The sequence below is a fragment of the Pseudonocardia sp. HH130629-09 genome, from assembly GCF_001294645.1.
In the GTDB taxonomy this organism is placed as follows: domain Bacteria; phylum Actinomycetota; class Actinomycetes; order Mycobacteriales; family Pseudonocardiaceae; genus Pseudonocardia.
This window is the reverse complement of sequence record NZ_CP011868.1, coordinates 5,560,876-5,575,669: the sequence shown is the minus strand read 5'-3', so window position 1 is coordinate 5,575,669 and position 14,794 is coordinate 5,560,876. Positions and strand designations below refer to the sequence as shown.

Sequence of the window (14,794 nt, the reverse complement as noted above, 5' to 3'; positions counted from 1 at the left end):
TCCGGGTGTGCGGGTGGCACAGCTCCTGATCGAGGTTCTGCGCGAACCCGTGCCGGTCCACGGACGCCGGTGGGTTCCACGGCGCCGGGACGAGCTCCTCCAGTGACCCGGTCGAGTCCGACTCAGTCGAGTCCGCGGACGATGTGGGACTCGTCGTCGTGCTGCTCGTCGTTCTCGATCGAGATGTCGTCGTTCATCGCATGGCCTCCTCACGGATGTCGGGTGACGAATGATGGACACACGAGATGACGTCCGTCATCGGGGAAACGTTGCTGAACCGCCTGTGGACCGATCCAGAGCCACCCGATCGGGTGAGCAGGCCTGCCCACCCGATCGGGTCGTCCCGCGTCGTCGTCCCGCGTCCATGCCTCCGGTCTACCCGCTGATGCGGCCGACCAGGTGCAGCTTTTCCGCGTCCTTGGCGCTGCGCAGCGCCAGACCCCACGCCCCCTTGGCGTCGGACCCGGTCACGAGCTCGACCTTCGCCGGGAGCAGCACCGGCTTGCGGAACACGACGTCGTAGGTGCAGGCGTCGGGGATCCGGCCCTCCAGCGCGGCGACGGCGTGCGCCGCGGTCCACATGCCGTGCGCGATCGCCCGCGGGAAGCCCATCGCCTTCGCCGTGAGCGGGTGCAGGTGGATCGGGTTCACGTCACCGGAGACGGCCGCGTAGCGGCGCCCGATGTCGCCCGGGACCCGCCACAGCGCGTTCGCCGGCCCGGTGGGCACCGGCGGCTCGGCGATGTCGGCCGTGCCGGCCGTGTCGTCGCCGCCCGCCGGGCCGTCCGGGGCCTTCGCCCCGCGGGCCAGGTAGGTGCTGCGGCCGGACCAGACGGTCTCCCCGTCCGCGGAGACCTCACCGATCAGGTCGACCTGCGCCCCCTTGGGATGTCGGGTGAACCGCTGCGCCCACACCCGGACGTCGAGCGTCTCGGTCGGGGCGATCGCCCGGTGCACGGTGATCCGGTTGGCGATGTGCACCAGCCCGGGCAGCGGCAGCGGGAACGACCGGCCGGCCATCAGCACGACCTGCAGCGGGAACGTCAGCATGTGCGGGTAGGTCACCGGCAGGGCGTTGCCGACCCGGAACCCGCAGACCCGGGCGTAGTCGGCGAGGTGTCCCTGCTCGACCGTGACGCCGCGGCGGACCAGCTCGGTCGCGGGCAGCGACCGGCCGGAGCCGCCGGGCAGCGCCGCCCGGGCGGCCGCGGAGGCGTAGTACTGCCCCAGCGACGGCGGGCCGGGCAGCTCCGTGACCTTCCGATCCTCGGTCACGGTCATCAGGCCCCCAGCATCGACTGGCCGCAGACCCGCACGGTCTGCCCGTTGAGCCCGCCGGACTCGGCGCGGCCGAACCAGCCGATGGCCTCGGCGACGTCCACCGGCAGCCCGCCCTGCTTGAGGGAGTTGATCCGACGGCCGCCCTCGCGGGTGGCGACGGGCATCTTCGCGGTCATGTCGGTCTCGATGAACCCGGGTGCGACGGCGTTGATCGTCGCTCCGCGCTCGGCGAAGCGCGGGGCGAGCGCCCGGACCATGCCGATCACACCGGCCTTGGAGGCGGCGTAGTTGGTCTGGCCGCGGTTGCCCGCGATGCCCGACTGCGAGGACACGCAGACCACGCGGCCCGCCTCGTGCAGCGGGGAGCCCTCGGCCAGCAGCGCCTCGTTGATCGTCAGCTGGGCGCCCAGGTTGACCGCGAGCACCGAGTTCCAGCGGTCGGCGGTCATGTTCGCGAGCAGCTTGTCGCGGGTGATGCCCGCGTTGTGCACCACGATGTCGACGCCGTCGTGCCGGTCGGCGAGGTGGCCGAGCAGCCGGTCCGCCGCGTCGGGGGCGGTGATGTCCAGCTGCAGCGCGGTGCCGCCGGTGCGGTTCGCGGTGCGGGCCAGTCCCTCACCGGCCGCCGGGACGTCGACGGCGACGATCGTCGCGCCGTCGCGGGCCAGGGTGTCGGCGATGGCCGCGCCGATGCCCCGTGCCGCACCGGTGACCACCGCGATGCGCCCGGCGAGCGGCTGCTCCTCGGCGCGCGGGTCGTCCACCTCGGCCGGCTCCTGCGGGGTCCCGACCGGCGCCGCGACGTGCGCGACCTGGCCATCGACGTAGGCGGAGCGGGCCGACAGGAAGAACCGGACCGACGAGTCGATGGCGGCCGGGGTCACGTCGGAGGCCACGATGAGCAGGTTGGCCGTCGCGCCGAAGCGCAGCTCCTTGCCGATCGAGCGGACCAGGCCGTCGAGCGACTGGGCGACGGCGGCCGCCTCCGCACCGGACGCCTCGCCCGGCTCGGCACCGATCAGCAGCACCCGGCCCGACGGGCCGAGCTTCTTCACCGCGGGGGTGAGGATCTGCTGGGCGGCGGCGAGGTCGGCCAGCGTCGTGGCACCGGACAGGTCCAGGACGACGCCGTACAGCCGGTCCTCGCCGGCCGCCGCGAGCGCGGGGACACCGTGGCTCTCGACGAACGCGGTGAGCGCCTTGGCGAACCGGCCCTCGCCGACGGCCGCGACGAGCACCGGGCCGGCCAGCAGCGGGTCCCCGGGGCGGTGCCGGCGCAGCGTCGGCACCGTGGGCAGCCCGAGCTGCTTGGCGATCGGGGTGTTGGACAGGGTCGCGAGCAGGTCGCTCATGCCGTTGCCTCCAGGATCGCGACGACGCCCTGGCCGCCGGCGGCGCAGATCGAGATCAGGCCGCGCTGGTTCTTCTTCTCGGTGTCGGCCTTCTCCCGTAGGAGCTTGGCCAGGGTCGCGACGATCCGGCCGCCGGTCGCGGCGAACGGGTGCCCCGCGGCGAGCGAGGAGCCCGCGACGTTGAGCTTGTCGTCGTCGATCGCGCCCAGCGGCGTGTCGAGACCCAGGCGCTCCTTGCAGAAGCGGGGGTCCTCCCAGGCCTTGCGCTGCACGAGGACGACCGAGGCGAAGGCCTCGTGGATCTCGTACAGGTCGAAGTCCTGCAGGGACAGTCCGTTGCGCTCCAGCAGCCGCGGCACGGCGAACACCGGCGCGGTGAGCAGCCCGTCCGGGCCGTGGACGTAGTCGACGCCCGCGGTCTCGGCGTCCACCACGTGCGCCAGCACCGGCAGCCGGTGCTCGGCGGCCCACTCGTCGGAGCCGAGCAGGACCAGGGCGGCACCGTCGGTGAGCGGGGTCGAGTTGCCCGCGGTCATCGTGGCGTCGGGGCCCTTGCCGAAGACCGGCTTGAGCTTCGCGAGCTTCTCCACCGAGGAGTCGGCGCGCAGGTTGTTGTCCCGGGTCAGCTTCAGGTACGGCGTGACCAGGTCGTCGAAGAAGCCGCGGTCGTAGGCGGCGGCCAGGTTGTGGTGGCTGCGCACGGTGAGCTCGTCCTGCTCGGTGCGGCCGATGCCCCACTCCAGGGCGGTGCGTGCGGCGTGCTCGCCCATCGACAGGCCGGTGCGCGGCTCCGAGTTCTCCGGGATGTCCGGCACGATCTGGCCCGGGCGCAGCTGCCCCACCAGCTTGAGCCGGTCCACCGTGGTCTTCGCCGCGTTGAGCTTGACCAGCACGCGCCGCAGGTCGTCGTTCAGGGCGATCGGCGCGTCGGACGCGGTGTCCACGCCACCGGCGACACCGGACTCGATCTGGCCGAGCGCGATCTTGTTGGCGACGGCGATGGTCGCCTCCAGACCGGTGCCGCAGGCCTGCTGCACGTCGTAGGCCGCGGTGGCGGGGCTCAGCCGGGAGCCGAGGACCGCCTCGCGGGTCAGGTTGAAGTCACGGGAGTGCTTGAGCACGGCGCCGGCCACGACCTCACCCAGGCGCTCGCCGGCCAGCCCGAAGCGGGCCACCAGACCGTCGAGCGTCGTGGTGAGCATGTCGAGGTTCGAGGCGCCGGCGTAGGCACCGTTGGCCCGCGCGAACGGGATGCGGTTGCCGCCGATGACGGCGGCGCGCCGGGTGCTGGCTGGCATGGGGGTCGTCCCTCCTGGGTTCGGGTCCCGCCCCACCCGATCGGGGTGACCACGCTGCGCGCGGGCCCCGGTGGGCGGAGCATCGGGTCGTGGTTCGTCGTTACCACGGGGTAGCCGGTACTCAAGGTACACGGTACTATCGGTTTCGTGAAGGTCGGACGGGACAAGCGCGACAGCCGATGGGACGCCCACCGCGAGCAGCGGCGGGCCGCACTCGTGGGCTCTGCGATCGGTGCCATCCGCCGGCACGGCGCCGGCATCGGGATGGACGAGATCGCCGCGTCCGCCGCCACCAGCAAGACCGTGATCTACCGGCACTTCGGCGACCGGACCGGCCTCTACACCGCGATCTGCGAGTCGGTGGCCGGGGTCCTGCTCGCCGAGGTCCGCCGGGCCACCGCCGCAGCCCTGGCCGACTCCGGCCGTGGGCCGCGCGCCGCCGTCGCCGCCGGCATCGACGCCTACCTGAGACTCATCGAGATCGACCCGGAGCTGTACCGGTTCGTGGTACAGCGCCCGCTGCTCACCCAGGGAACCGCACGCCGCAGCCCCGCCACCGACGGCGGGCACGACCCGGTCAACGACCTCGTGACCGTGATCGGGGACGAGGTGGCCGCGGTCATCGCCGGCAACCTCGGCGACCCGGCCCCCGGGGAGACCGACCGGCGGGCCGCGGCCCGCATCTGGGGCCACGCGATCGTCGGACTGGTGCGCGGCGCCGCCGACGACTGGCTCGCCCGCCCCGACGGCACCCCGCGCGAGCAGCTCGCCACCCATCTCACCGACCTGGCCTGGTCCGGACTCTCCGGCCTGGCATCGCACGTGCAGGAGGTTCACCCGTGAACGCCCAGACCAGCACCCTGCCCACGCCCGACCGGATCCCCGCGGAGACCCTCCGCACGGTCGTCGACGGACGGTGGGCGCACGTCCGGCAGCAGACCCGCGAGCAGCTCGCGGCCAACGCCGACATGCGCGCGGACCCCGACCTGTCCTCGGCCGACTACCGCGGGCGCATCACCGACTCGCTCAAGTTCCTGACCTCCTCCGGCCGCCCACACACCGGCTTCGACCCGTCCGTCGGCGGCGAGGGCGACGTCGGCGGCGTGGTCACCGCGTTCGCCATGCTGGCCTACGGCGACCTGTCGCTGCTGGTCAAGGCCGGCGTCCAGTGGGGACTGTTCGGCGGCGCGGTCCAGGTGCTCGGAACCGAGCGCCACCACGAGCAGTACCTCCGCAAGATCATCGACGGGGAGCTGCTCGGCTGCTTCGCGATGACCGAGTCCGGCCACGGCTCGGACGTGCAGCACCTGCACACCACGGCCACCTACGACGCCGCGGCGGGCGAGTTCGTCCTCCACACCCCGTACCCGCAGGCACGCAAGGAGTACATCGGCAACGCCGCGCGCGACGGTCGGATGGCCGTGGTGTTCGCCCAGCTGGTCACCGGCGACGAGAAGCCCGGCGTGCACGCCTTCCTCGTGCCGCTGCGCGACTCCGACGGCAACGCCCTGCCCGGCGTGACCATCGGCGACGACGGGCGCAAGGCCGGCCTGAACGGCGTCGACAACGGGCGGCTGACCTTCGACCATGTGCGCATCCCGCGCGAGAACCTGCTCAACCGCTTCGCCGACGTCGCCCCGGACGGGACGTACTCGTCGTCGATCGAGAACGAGACCGCTCGCTTCTTCACCATGCTCGGCACCCTGGTCCGCGGCCGGATCTCGGTCGCCGGCGGCGCCGGTGGGGCCGCGCAGAAGGCCCTCGCCCTGGCGGTGCGCTTCGGCGAGCGCCGTCGTCAGTTCGCGAACCCGGCGACCGGCGAGGAGACCACCGTCCTCGACTACCTGGCCCATCAGCAGAAGCTGCTTCCCGCGCTGGCGACCACGTTCGCGCTGCACTTCACCCAGGACGATCTGGTGAAGCGGATGCACGACGTCCAGGCGCCCGGCGCGGGCCCGGTCGGTGCGCGCGAGCAGCGCACCCTGGAGCAGTCCGCGGCGGGCATCAAGGCGATCGCCACCTGGCACGCCACGCACACCATCCAGACCTGCCGCGAGGCCTGCGGCGGCGCGGGCTACCTGGAGGAGAACCTGCTGCCCGCGCTCAAGGCGGACACCGACGTGTTCACCACCTTCGAGGGCGACAACACGGTCCTGCTGCAGCTGCTGGCCAAGGAGCTGCTGTCGGACTACGGCCGCACGATCAAGAAGGGCAACCCGCTCGAGATCGCGCCGCTGCTCGGGCGTCAGCTCGCCGGGGTGCTCGCCGAGCGGACCGGCGCCGCCTCGCTGACCCGGCGGATCCCGTTCCGCGGGATCGACCTGACCGACCGCAGGCGCCGCCGGGAGCTGCTGGAGGTCCGCCGCGCGGACACCCTGGCCGCCGCGATCCGCAACCTCGCCCCCGCGATGCGCAAGGGCAACGACGAGTTCACCGTCTTCAACTCCGCGCAGGACCTGCTGCTCGTCGCCGCGCGGGCGCACGTGGACACCCTCGTCGAGCGCTCCTTCGCCGACAAGCTCGCCACGATCGACGACCCGGCGGTGCGGGCGCTGCTGGAGCGGGTCTACGACCTGCACGTGCTGAGCGTGATCGACCGCGAGCGCGCCTGGTACCTGGAGACCGGGCGGCTCACCGCCGCCGAGTCGCGCTCGATCCGGCCGCTGGTCAACGGCCTGTGCCGGGAGCTGCGGCCGTACGCCCGCACACTGGTCGACGGCTTCGGCATCCCGGACGAGTGGCTGGCCTGCCCGATGCTGGACGACGAGGCCTGGGCCCCGGCCCCCGGGCGACCGGCCGAGCCGCTGACGGAGCAGGTCGAGGCGGGCTGACCCGCCCCCGACCCGACACGACGACGGCCGGCCCCGGTGACCCGGGGCCGGCCGTCCGTCGTCGGGCCTGGGTCAGGCCGCGAGGCCCAGGGCGTCGAGGACCGCACCGAGGGTCGACGACAGGTCGGCGACGGTGCTGTCGACGACCTCGGCGATCGGGGTGATCTCCGCCGCGCTGGCGGTGCCGGTGAGACCCAGCATCAGCAGCGGGGCGGCGACGGCGGCAGCGGCCAGACCGGCGATACGACGCTTGTCCATGGTGGTTCCTTCCTTCGGGGGCTTTCGTACGGGCCGACAGTGGAAGACCGGTGCACCCGATTTCCAGGTTCGGGCGGTACCTGTAACTGACCGCTTACATCGATGCGTTTGCCGTCATCTGTCGGACACACTCGCCGAGACCATGATCACGTCAATTCCTGGACATCTCATATCCAGGATATGTAGTGTCCAGATCATGCGGATGGGACAGGGCGTCGAATGGGCACTGCACTGCTGCCTGAACCTGGCCTGGGTCGGTGACGCGGTGCCCGGCGCCCGGCTCGCCGGGTTCTACGACCTGCCGGCCGCGTACCTGAACAAGCAGCTGCAGACGCTGGTCCGGGCCGGGATCTGCGAGTCCGTCCCGGGCCCGCGCGGCGGCTTCCGGCTCGCCCGACCGACGGAGCAGGTGTCGCTGCTCGACGTCGTCGTCGCGGTCGAGGGACCGGAGGACGCGTTCCGCTGCACCTCGATCCTCGGAGCGGCACCGGGCGGCGACCCGTCGCTCGACTACTCCGGCCGCTGCGCGATCTCGCTGTCCATGCGCTCGGCCGAGCTGGCCTGGCGCCGGGAGCTGGCCGGCCGCTCGCTCGCCGACGTCGCCGCGGACGTCGTCCGCACCGCCCCGGAGGCGCCGCAGCGTGTCCGGGCCGCGCTCGCACCGTGACCGCACCGGCCACGGCCACCACCCACCCGGAGGAGACCCTCATGGAACCGCGCATCACCCGGCCCTACCGCCACGTCCCGGACGGCTACCGCGCGCTGCTCGCGCTGGAGTCCTCCACCCGCGACGACACCGTCCTCCCCCGCGCCCTGCAGGAGCTCGTGCGGCTGCGCGCCTCGCAGGTCAACGGCTGCGGGTTCTGCGTGGACATGCACTCCCACGACGCGCTCGACGCCGGGGAGAGCGTGGAGCGCCTGCTCTCCGTCGCCGCCTGGCGGGAGGCCCCGTGGTTCAGCAGGGCCGAGCGCGCCGCGCTCGCCCTGACCGAGGAGCTCACCCGGCTCGCCGACCGCCCCGACGCCGTGCCGGACCCGGTGTGGGACGAGGCCGCCGCCGTCTTCGACGAGAAGGCCCTGACCCAGCTGGTCGTCTCCGTCGCGACCATCAACGCCTGGAACCGGATCAGCGTCGCCACCCGGCAGGTGGCGGGGAGCCACCGCCGCGCCGCGGCCGCGGGGCGGCCCTGACCTTTTCCACGCATCCGCGGACCGGCTGGTCGTCACGTCCCACGGCGGGGCAGCATCGTTTCCCTGCCCCGCCTCCGTGGGTAATCTGGCCCGTTCCGCCGTCGTTGTGTTCCAGATGAGGTGCCCGTGTCCCCCACCCCGGTCAACAGCGCCCCGATCCACCCCCCGGTCGACACCGAGGAGTCCGATCTGCGCGTCTCGGAGCGGAAGACCTCCGCCGCCGGGGCGAAGGCCGTTGCCATCTCCATGAAGCGTTCCCTCGCCGAACAGGGCGTGGTGAAGTCCGCCAAGAACCTGCTCACGATGAACCAGGTCGACGGCTTCGACTGCATGAGCTGCGCCTGGCCGGACCCGGCACCCGGCGAGCGGCACACCGCCGAGTTCTGCGAGAACGGCGCGAAGGCCGTGGCCTGGGAGGGCGACAACCGTCGCGTCACCCCCGAGTTCTTCGCCGAGCACTCCATCGCCGACCTGCGGGAGCGCAGCGCGCACTGGCTGGAGAGCCAGGGCAGGCTGACCCATCCGATGGTCCGCCGGGCCGGCCGCACGCACTACGAGCCCATCTCGTGGGACGACGCGTTCGACCTGGTGGGGACGCACCTGCGCGGCCTGTCGAGCCCCGACGAGGCGCTGTTCTACACCTCCGGCCGGGCCTCGAACGAGGCCGCGTTCGTCTACCAGCTGTTCGCCCGTGCCTACGGCACGAACAACCTGCCCGACTGCTCGAACATGTGCCACGAGTCGACCTCGGTCGGCCTGGCCGAGGCGATCGGCATCGGGAAGGGCTCGGTCTCGCTGCAGGACCTGCACGAGGCCGACCTGATCGTCATCTCCGGGCAGAACCCGGGCACCAACCACCCGCGCATGCTCTCGGCGCTGGAGATCGCCAAGAAGAACGGCGCGCGGATCCTCGCCGTCAACCCGCTGCCCGAGGCCGGGCTGTTCAAGTTCGACAACCCGCAGACCGTGCGGGGCATGAGCGGCATCGGCACCCACCTGGCCGACGAGTTCCTGCAGATCCGCTCGGGCGGCGACCTCGCGCTGTGGCAGGCGTTCGGGCACCTGCTGCTGGCCGCCGAGGACCGCGACCCGGGCAGCGTGCTGGACCGCGACTTCATCGAGCGCCACACCCACGGCTTCGAGGCCTACGCCGCGCACGTGAAGGATCTGGACCGCGACGCCGTCGTCGCCGCGACCGGGCTCACCTGGGGCGAGATCGAGAAGGCCGCGGAGATGCTCGCGACCTCGAAGCGGATCGTGAACTGCTGGGCCATGGGCATCACCCAGCACCGCAACGCCGTGGCCACCATCAAGGAGCTGGTGAACGTCGCCCTGCTCCAGGGCATGATCGGCAAGCCGGGCGCGGGCCTGTGCCCGGTCCGCGGCCACTCCAACGTGCAGGGCGACCGCACGATGGGCATCTGGGAGCGGGTCGCGGACAGCTTCCTCGACGCGATCCGCGACGAGTTCGGCCTCGAGCCGCCCCGCGAGCACGGCTACGACTCGGTCGCCGCGGTGCAGGCGATGGCGGACGGGCGGGCGAGCGTCTTCGTCGGGCTGGGCGGCAACTTCTCCCAGGCGATGTCGGACACCGGCGTCACCGAGCCCGCACTGGAGCGCTGTTCGCTGACCGTACAGATCTCCACCAAGCTGAACCGGTCGCACGTCGTCGCCGGGACCGACGCGCTGATCCTGCCCACTCTCGGCCGCACCGAGAAGGACTTGACCGGCGGCCGGGCGCAGCGGGTCACCGTCGAGGACTCGATGTCGGCGGTGCACGCCTCGCACGGCCGCTCGGAGCCGGCCGGGGAGCTGCTGCGGTCCGAGGTCGACATCCTGTGCGGGATCGCGCGGGCCACCCTCGGCGCGGACCACCTCGTCCCGTGGGCCGACTTCGCCGCCGACTACGACCGCATCCGCGACCGGATCGGCCGGGTCGTCCCGGGCTGCGAGGCCTACACCGAGAAGGTCGCCCGCTCCGGCGGGTTCACCCTCCCCCACCCGCCCCGGGACAGCCGCACCTTCCCGACGGCGTCGGGCAAGGCGGAGTTCACCGTCAGCCCGCTGGAGGTGGTGACCCTGCCCGAGGGCCGCCTGGTCCTGCAGAGCCTGCGCAGCCACGACCAGTTCAACACCACGATCTACGGCCTGGACGACCGCTACCGCGGCATCCACTCCGGCCGCCGGGTCGTGTTCATCTCCGACGCCGACCTGCGCGAGCTGGGCTTCGCCGACGGCGACACGGTGGACCTGGTCAGCGAGTGGACCGACGGCAGCGAGCGGCGCGCGGACGACTTCCGGCTGGTGTCCTACTCGACGCCGAAGGGCTGTATCGCCGCGTACTACCCGGAGACCAACCCGCTGATCCCCCTGGAGTCCTACGCCGAGGCGTCGCGCTGCCCGACGTCGAAGTGGGTGCAGGTCCGGCTGGAGCCCGCCACCCGGTGATCGACGTGTGAGCGCGCTCACCTGCCCGGTGGCCCCCGGGCGGAATCGGCGTCACCCCTCGTGAGGTTGCACCGTGCGGCCACACGAGGGGGGACACACCGGTGACCACGACCGCAGTCACGGCGCCGAGCCGGTTACGGATCGCGCTGATCCTGGGTGCGTTGATCGCACTCGGCCCGCTCACGATCGACACCTACCTGCCAGCACTGCCCGACGTCGGGCGCGACCTCGTCGCGTCCGAGCCGGTCGTGCAGCTGACGCTGACCGGCACGCTCGCCGGTCTGGCGCTCGGCCAGCTGGTGATCGGCCCGCTGTCCGACGCCTACGGCCGGCGCAGGCTCCTGCTCGCCGGCACCGCCGTGCACGTGCTGGCCTCGGCGCTGGTCGCCCTCGCCCCGAGCATCGAGGTGCTGGCGGTGCTGCGTGTCCTGCAGGGCGTCGGCGCCTCGGCAGGCGCGGTGATCGGCCTCGCCGTGGTGCGCGACCTGTTCACCGGCCGGGCCGCGGCGACCATGCTCTCGCGGCTGATCCTGGTGATGGGCGCCTTCCCGGTGCTCGCACCGACCCTCGGCGCCGCCCTGCTCAACTGGGTCTCCTGGCGCGGGGTCTTCCTGTTCCTGGCCGGCTACGGCCTGGTCATGCTGGTCGTGGTGACGTCCGGGCTGCCCGAGACCCTGCCCCCTCGACGACGGCGGTCCGCCCGGTTCGGCCCCACGCTGCGGACCTACGGCGGGTTGCTGCGCGATCGGACCTTCGTCGGGCTGGTGCTCGTCGCCGGGCTCGCGATGGGCGCGCTGTTCAGCTACGTCTCCGGCGCCGCGTACGTCTACCAGCAGCAGTTCGGGATGGACCAGCAGACGTTCGGCATCGCCTTCGGCGCCGGCGCGATCTGGCTGGTCGTCGGCACCCAGCTCAACCCGGTGCTGCTGCGCCGGGTCGAGCCCCGCCGGGTGATGTCGACCGCCGTCGCCGCCGGGGTGCTCGTCGGGCTCGTGCTGGCCGTGCTCACCGCGACCGGCACCGGCGGGCTGCCCGCCGTGCTCGCCGGCGTGTGGGCACTGCTGCTGGCCTGCGGCTTCGTCCTGCCGAACGCGCCCGCGCTGGCGCTGGCCCGGCACGGCGAGTCCGCCGGGACGGCGTCGGCGCTGCTGGGGTCGCTGCAGTTCGGGATCGGCGCGGCGACGTCCCCGGTCGTCGGGCTGCTCGGGAACGACGCGGCCGCGATGGGCACCGCGATGTTCGGTGCGATCGCGCTCGCCGGGATCGCACTGGTCGGCGTCGCGCGGCCGTGGACGCTGCCGGACCTGAACGAGGAGCCCGAGCTCGCGACCGCCTGACGGCCGACCCTTGACCTGAATCCAGCTTCAGTTCATAGCGTCCCGCACCATGGACGCGAGCACCTGGACGGCCCTGCGCACCGCGAGCACCGAACCCGGCAGGCGCACCCGCCCTGCGGGGGAGACGGCCCGCCGGATCCTGGACTTCGCCCGGCCGCACCGACGGCGGATCGCGGCGTTCCTCGCCGTGAGCACCGCCGCCGCCGTACTGACGGTGGCGGTGCCGCTGCTCGCCGGGCGGGCCACCGACGCGGTGACCCGCGGCGAGCCGCTGTCGGTGCTCGCGCTGCTGGCCGGTCTGATGGCGGCCGTCGCACTGGTCGAGGCGGCGCTGTCGATGCTGACCCGCTGGTACTCGGCGAACCTCGGCGAGAGCCTGATCCACCAGCTGCGGACCACCGTGTTCGACCACGTGCAGCGGATGCCGGTCGCGTTCTTCACCCGCACCCGCACCGGCGCCCTGGTGTCCCGGCTGAACTCCGACGTGCTCGGGGCGCAGCGGGCGTTCTCCGACACCCTCGCCGGGGTGGTGTCCAACGTCGTCGTGCTGGCGCTGACGCTCGCCGCGATGCTGGTGATCTCCTGGCCGGTGACCCTGCTGGTGACGCTGCTGCTGCCGGCGTTCCTGGTCCCGGCCCGGCTGATGGGACGGCGGCTGGCCGCGCTGGAGCGGGCGGCCGCGGACCACAACGCGGCGATGAGCACCCGGATGACCGAGCGGTTCTCCGCGCCCGGCGCCACCCTGATCACGTTGTTCGGCCGCCCGGAGCAGGAGTCCGCGGAGTTCGCCGAGCGGGCCGACCGGGTCCGCGCGATCGGGGTGCGCTCGGCGATGCTGCAGTGGACGTTCGTGACGGCGCTGACGCTCGCGTCGTCGCTGGCCGTCGCCGTCGTCTACGGCGTCGGGGGCGGGTTCGCGCTGGCCGGGGCGCTGTCCGCGGGGAACGTCGTGGCACTCGCGCTGCTGCTGACCCGGCTCTACCAGCCGCTGACCGCGCTGGCCGGGGCCCGGATGGAGATCATGACGGTGCTCGTGAGCTTCGAGCGGGTGCTCGAGGTCCTCGACCTGGAGCCGATGATCACCGACGCGCCGGGCGCGCGCCCGGTGGCCGACGGGCCGGTCGGCGTCGAGTTCGACCGGGTGTCGTTCGCCTACCCGACCGCCGACCAGGTGTCGCTGGCGTCGCTGGAGGAGGTCGCGACGCTCGACACCCGCGGCGGTGAGCAGGTGCTGCACGACGTGTCGTTCACCGCGACACCCGGGGCGATGGTGGCGGTCGTCGGTTCGTCGGGGGCCGGGAAGTCCACCGTCGCCCAGCTGCTCGCCCGGCTCTACGACGTCACCTCCGGGGCGGTCCGGATCGGCGGTGTCGACGTGCGGGAGCTGACCGCGGCGTCGGTGCACCGCGCGGTCGGGTTCGTGACCCAGGACGGGCACCTGCTGCACGACACGGTCGCGGCGAACCTGCGGATCGGGGCGCCGGAGGCGACGGACACCGAGCTGTGGGCCGCGCTGCGCCGGGCCCGGCTCGACGGCCTGGTCGCGTCGCTGCCGGACGGGCTCGCGACCGTCGTCGGGGAGCGGGGGTACCGGCTCTCCGGCGGGGAACGCCAGCGGATGACGATCGCCCGGGTGCTGCTGGCACGACCGCGGATCGTGGTGCTGGACGAGGCCACGGCGAGCCTGGACACGACGTCGGAGGCCGCGGTGCAGGCGGCGCTGGCCGAGGCGCTGGACGGGCGGACCGCGCTCGTCATCGCGCACCGGCTGTCCACCGTCCGCGACGCCGACGAGATCCTCGTGCTCGAACGGGGCCGGATCGTCGAGCGCGGGGACCACACCGCGCTGCTGGCCCGGGGCGGGCGCTACGCCGAGCTGTGGGCCGGTGCGGCGCCGGCATCGGCCGTCCAGGCGTGACGGCCGGGGATGGACACCCGGAGCGTGGTCGACCCGGTGGCGGCAGGTGGGTCGGGCGGCGGGGGCGGTCGGGGTCCGTCCCGCCCAGACCGAGCAGCTCACCCGGTGCTGTCAGGCGAGCTCCCCGCGGTCGCCGGCCTGACCGTGGACGGGATGGCGGGCAGCACGATCTCGGTTCCGGCGAGGCCGGCGAGCACCTCTTCGAGCGATTCCGAGGCGGACGGCGCGTAGCCGCGCGACCGGCGCAGATCTTCGCTGATGATGAGCACCTCCAGCGCGAACGCCGCCGTGAGCCGCACCGAGAGGTCGCTCGCGGGACGCCCCATCCGGGTCGCCAGGGCGGCCTCCAGCTGTGTCCGCCCGCTCAGCTGGAAGTCCCAGAGCCGCGCCCGGGGAACCGGGGCCATGTCCACCAGCTGCCGGATCTCGGGTATGCGCAGGTCCGGGGCGTCGAAGTCGGCCGCGGCCGCGCGGAGCACCGCGGTCAACGCCTCACCGACCGGCTCGCCGGGGGGCCGTTCCCGCAGGCGCTCCCCGAGGTCCATGCCGCGCACGACCCGGTCGAGCAGCAGCAGGTCCTTGGTCGGGAAGTACCGGTAGAGCGTCGTGGTGCCGACCTCGGCACGCTCGGCGATCTGTTCCATCGTCGTGTCGTCGTAGCCCTGTTCGAGGAACAGCTCCACTGCGACGTCGATCATCCGCTGCCGGGCGCGCGCCGCCTTGATCTCCCGCAGACCCATGGCGCGATCGTACCCGGCCCGACTCCCGATCGGACTTGACACCCGACAAGGTGTCACCACAATATGGTAGTGACTACCAATCAGGGATCACTACTCATAACTCGGTTCTGCACGGGGGACTCGCCTGCAGCGAGCGGACC

General features: G+C 72.9%; 12 protein-coding genes. 7 read left to right on the top strand and 5 right to left on the bottom strand.

The genetic code is table 11. The features are described from left to right. Positions 1-375 precede the first annotated feature (375 nt). Genes XF36_RS26055 through XF36_RS26045 form a run of 3 tightly spaced genes read right to left on the bottom strand, consistent with a single transcriptional unit; the run spans position 376 to position 3,931 of the window. Positions 376-1,281 carry a MaoC family dehydratase gene (locus XF36_RS26055; RefSeq protein ID WP_060713999.1) on the bottom strand — a complete coding sequence of 302 codons (906 nt, stop codon included), beginning with the start codon at positions 1,279-1,281 and terminating at the stop codon, positions 376-378. Then, positions 1,281-2,633 (bottom strand): 3-oxoacyl-ACP reductase, encoded by a 1,353-nt coding sequence (locus tag XF36_RS26050; protein ID WP_060713998.1) that lies wholly within the window; start codon positions 2,631-2,633, stop codon positions 1,281-1,283. The genes XF36_RS26055 and XF36_RS26050 overlap by 1 nt, the downstream gene beginning before the upstream one ends. Next, positions 2,630-3,931, bottom strand: coding sequence for an acetyl-CoA C-acetyltransferase (locus XF36_RS26045; protein WP_060713997.1), 1,302 nt, complete (start codon positions 3,929-3,931; stop codon positions 2,630-2,632). The genes XF36_RS26050 and XF36_RS26045 overlap by 4 nt, the downstream gene beginning before the upstream one ends. A gap of 147 nt (positions 3,932-4,078) precedes the next feature. Here XF36_RS26045 and XF36_RS26040 point away from each other — a divergent pair, with 147 nt between their 5' ends. Then, positions 4,079-4,774: a TetR family transcriptional regulator gene (locus XF36_RS26040; RefSeq protein WP_238589025.1), complete on the top strand. Its 696-nt coding sequence runs from the start codon at positions 4,079-4,081 to the stop codon at positions 4,772-4,774. Then, positions 4,771-6,762 (top strand): acyl-CoA dehydrogenase, encoded by a 1,992-nt coding sequence (locus XF36_RS26035; RefSeq protein WP_064485506.1) that lies wholly within the window; start codon positions 4,771-4,773, stop codon positions 6,760-6,762. Before XF36_RS26040 ends, XF36_RS26035 begins: the two co-directional genes overlap by 4 nt. Positions 6,763-6,834: 72 nt before the next feature. Here XF36_RS26035 and XF36_RS26030 read toward each other — a convergent pair whose 3' ends face one another. Then, positions 6,835-7,020 carry a hypothetical protein gene (locus XF36_RS26030; protein ID WP_020622302.1) on the bottom strand — a complete coding sequence of 62 codons (186 nt, stop codon included), beginning with the start codon at positions 7,018-7,020 and terminating at the stop codon, positions 6,835-6,837. Between the two features lie 196 nt (positions 7,021-7,216). On the opposite strand from XF36_RS26030, the gene XF36_RS26025 reads away from it, so the two are divergent. The 5 genes from XF36_RS26025 (at position 7,217) to XF36_RS26005 (ending at position 13,914) form a co-directional block, all read left to right on the top strand. Further along, complete coding sequence (locus tag XF36_RS26025) at positions 7,217-7,687, top strand: RrF2 family transcriptional regulator (RefSeq protein ID WP_060713995.1); 471 nt, start codon at positions 7,217-7,219, stop codon at positions 7,685-7,687. 41 nt (positions 7,688-7,728) lie between these two features. Continuing rightward, a complete protein-coding gene (locus XF36_RS26020; protein WP_060714985.1) occupies positions 7,729-8,211 on the top strand; it encodes a carboxymuconolactone decarboxylase family protein in 483 nt (160 codons plus the stop codon). A gap of 126 nt (positions 8,212-8,337) precedes the next feature. Then, on the top strand, positions 8,338-10,659 hold the full coding sequence (locus tag XF36_RS26015) for an FdhF/YdeP family oxidoreductase (RefSeq protein ID WP_082375923.1): 2,322 nt from the start codon (positions 8,338-8,340) through the stop codon (positions 10,657-10,659). Positions 10,660-10,760: 101 nt separating this feature from the next. After that, the gene (locus XF36_RS26010) at positions 10,761-11,996 is read left to right on the top strand and encodes a multidrug effflux MFS transporter (protein ID WP_060713994.1); all 1,236 of its coding nucleotides are present in this window, start codon (positions 10,761-10,763) and stop codon (positions 11,994-11,996) included. A gap of 49 nt (positions 11,997-12,045) precedes the next feature. After that, complete coding sequence (locus XF36_RS26005; protein ID WP_060713993.1) at positions 12,046-13,914, top strand: ABC transporter ATP-binding protein; 1,869 nt, start codon at positions 12,046-12,048, stop codon at positions 13,912-13,914. 98 nt (positions 13,915-14,012) lie between these two features. On the opposite strand, the gene XF36_RS26000 is transcribed toward XF36_RS26005, so the two are convergent. Then, positions 14,013-14,654, bottom strand: coding sequence for a TetR/AcrR family transcriptional regulator (locus XF36_RS26000; RefSeq protein WP_060713992.1), 642 nt, complete (start codon positions 14,652-14,654; stop codon positions 14,013-14,015). Between the last annotated feature and the right edge of the window lie 140 nt (positions 14,655-14,794).